The sequence below is a fragment of the Streptomyces sp. MnatMP-M17 genome (genome assembly GCF_900091995.1).
Lineage (GTDB): Bacteria > Actinomycetota > Actinomycetes > Streptomycetales > Streptomycetaceae > Streptomyces.
Genome location: NZ_FMDK01000171.1, coordinates 1 through 2,456 on the forward strand (window position 1 = coordinate 1; position 2,456 = coordinate 2,456).

2 protein-coding genes and 1 pseudogene are annotated in these 2,456 nt (G+C 69.1%); all 3 read right to left on the minus strand.

Annotated elements, in window-relative coordinates; genetic code table 11:
• Positions 1-590: pseudogene (locus GA0115259_RS08610) on the minus strand (DUF58 domain-containing protein); the annotation flags it as partial.
• Entirely contained in the window at positions 590-1,654 is a 1,065-nt protein-coding gene (locus tag GA0115259_RS08615; RefSeq protein WP_093593242.1) for an AAA family ATPase, read from the minus strand. The pseudogene GA0115259_RS08610 and the gene GA0115259_RS08615, both read right to left, overlap by 1 nt.
• A 251-nt stretch (positions 1,655-1,905) precedes the next feature.
• Positions 1,906-2,456 (minus strand): beta-class carbonic anhydrase (locus GA0115259_RS08620; protein WP_093593245.1); only part of this gene is annotated, 551 nt, incomplete at its 5' end.

Genomic DNA, 2,456 nt, shown 5'->3' on the forward strand with positions numbered 1-2,456 from the left:
GGTGCCCCGCGGGGGAGCCGCACCGGCGGCAGCGGTTCGGTGCGCGGGACGACGGTCAGGGTGTCGAACGCGCTGAACGAGCGCGTCAGTTCGCACATGCCGAAGGGATCGCTCAGCCGTAGCTGGAGAGGACCGAGCGGATACCGTCCGCGCAGATCGGAACGGACCCGGTAGGACACCTCGCGCCGACCGCCCGGCTCGACCCGGTCGAGCACGAACCGGGGCCGCGGGCCCAGCACATACGGCACATGGTCCTGGAGCATCAGCAGTCCGGTGGGCATCCGCGTCACATTGTCCATCCGCAGATGCACCCGTGCCTCGGAACCGGCGGGCACCCGGGCCGGCGAGAGCCGTCGGCTGCCCGCCACCCGGTAACGCGTGTGGTAGAGGACCGCCACACAGACCAGTGGCAGCGCGATGAGCAGGAATCCCACCTGGAGCAGATTCGACTGGCCCAGGACGAAGGCGCAGACGGCCGCCGCGACACCGGCGGCGAGGAACGACCGGCCACGCGTGGTCAGTCCGGACAGCGCGGGCCGCAGCCCGCCCTTGTCCTCGCCGTCCACCGCGGCCGGCCCCCCGGATGCCATCACAGCCGCCGTACGCCGGCCTGCCGGCCGTAGAGCGGCCCGGCCGTTCCGCCGGGTCCGCCGGGTCCGCCCGGCAGATGGCCCTGGGCACGGCCGCCGTCCGCGGTGGGTACGGGAATGCGCTGGAGGATCTCCAGCACGACCTGCTCGGCGGTACGGCGGTTCAACTGCGCCTGAGCCGTGGGCAGCAGCCGGTGTGCGAGCACCGCGACCGCCAGCGCCTGGACGTCGTCCGGCAGCGCGTACTCCCGCCCGCTCAGCGCGGCAGCCGCCTTGGCCGCGCGCAGGAGATGGAGCGTGGCGCGCGGCGAGGCGCCGAGTCTGAGATCCGCGTGGTTACGCGTCGCCCCGACCAGCTCCACGGCGTACCGCCGTACGGATTCGGCGACATGGACCGTACGCACCGCGTCGATCAGCTTCACGATGTCATGCGCGTGGGCCACCGGCTGGAGGTCGTCCAGCGGAGAGATCCCGCCGTGCACGTCCAGCATCTGCAACTCGGCCTCGGGGCTGGGATATCCGATCGACACCCGGGCCATGAAACGGTCGCGCTGCGCCTCGGGCAGTGGATAGGTGCCCTCCATCTCCACCGGGTTCTGCGTGGCCACCACCATGAAGGGAGTGGGCAGTTCGTAACTCTGCCCGTCGATGGTGACCTGACGCTCCTCCATCGACTCCAGCAGCGCCGACTGGGTCTTGGGCGAGGCGCGGTTGATCTCGTCGCCGATCACGATCTGGGCGAAGATCGCGCCCGGTTTGAACTCGAACTCCCGTCGCTGCTGGTCGTATATGGACACCCCGGTGATGTCCGACGGCAGCAGATCGGGAGTGAACTGAATACGCCGCACCGAACAGTCGATGGAGCGCGCGAGCGCTTTGGCCAGCATGGTCTTGCCCACGCCTGGGACATCCTCGATCAGAAGATGTCCCTCGGCGAGGAGCACGGTCAGCGAAAGCCGTACGACCTCAGGCTTGCCCTCGATCACACCCTCCACCGATGTGCGGACACGCTCCGCTGTGGTGGTCAGATCAGTGAGGCTCGCTCGATCGTCATAGGTCGTCACCCGGCCCTCCTCGGCCCTTTTTACAACGGGCCGATGCTCATCGGACGGCCCGGCCCACCCCGAAACACGGACACCGTCCCCGGAAAGTTCCGGAACGCTGTCACAGACGCATTCTTGTTGCCGTTACCGCTTCGTGTCACTCGCCTGTGGATAAGTGGGTGGGATATGTCAGCTTTGCCGTCTATCTGGTTTCGGCGGCGCGCGCACGCTCGTTCGGAAGCGGCGCGCTCTCGCGCCGGTTCCGCCGGCGCTCACACGGCCGGATCGATCTCTCTCAACAGGCCCGACTTCACGTCGAAGACAAAGCCCCGTATGTCGTCGGTGTGCGGCAGGAAGGGCGACGTCCTGATGCGCCGCATCGACTGCCGTACGTCCTGGTCGACATCGCGGAACGCCTCCACGGCCCAGGGCGGCCGCTGGCCCACCTCCATCTCCAGCTCGTGCCGGAAGTCCTCGGTGAGGCTCTCCAGACCGCAGCCGGTGTGGTGGATCAGTACCACGCTGCGGGTGCCGAGCGCGCGCTGGCTGATGGTGAGGGAGCGGATGACATCGTCGGTGACCACACCGCCCGCGTTGCGGATGGTGTGGCAGTCGCCCAGGGAGAGCCCGAGGGCGTCGTGCAGATCGAGCCTGGCGTCCATGCACGCCACCACGGCGACCCGGAGTACGGGCCGCGCGTCCATCCCCGGGTCGTCGAACCCGGCGGCGTAGCGGTGGTTCGCCTCTACGAGACGGTCGGTGACCGTTCCGCCGGTGCGTGCCGCACCGGCGGGAGCCGCGGCGGGCTCTGCGGGGAGATGTG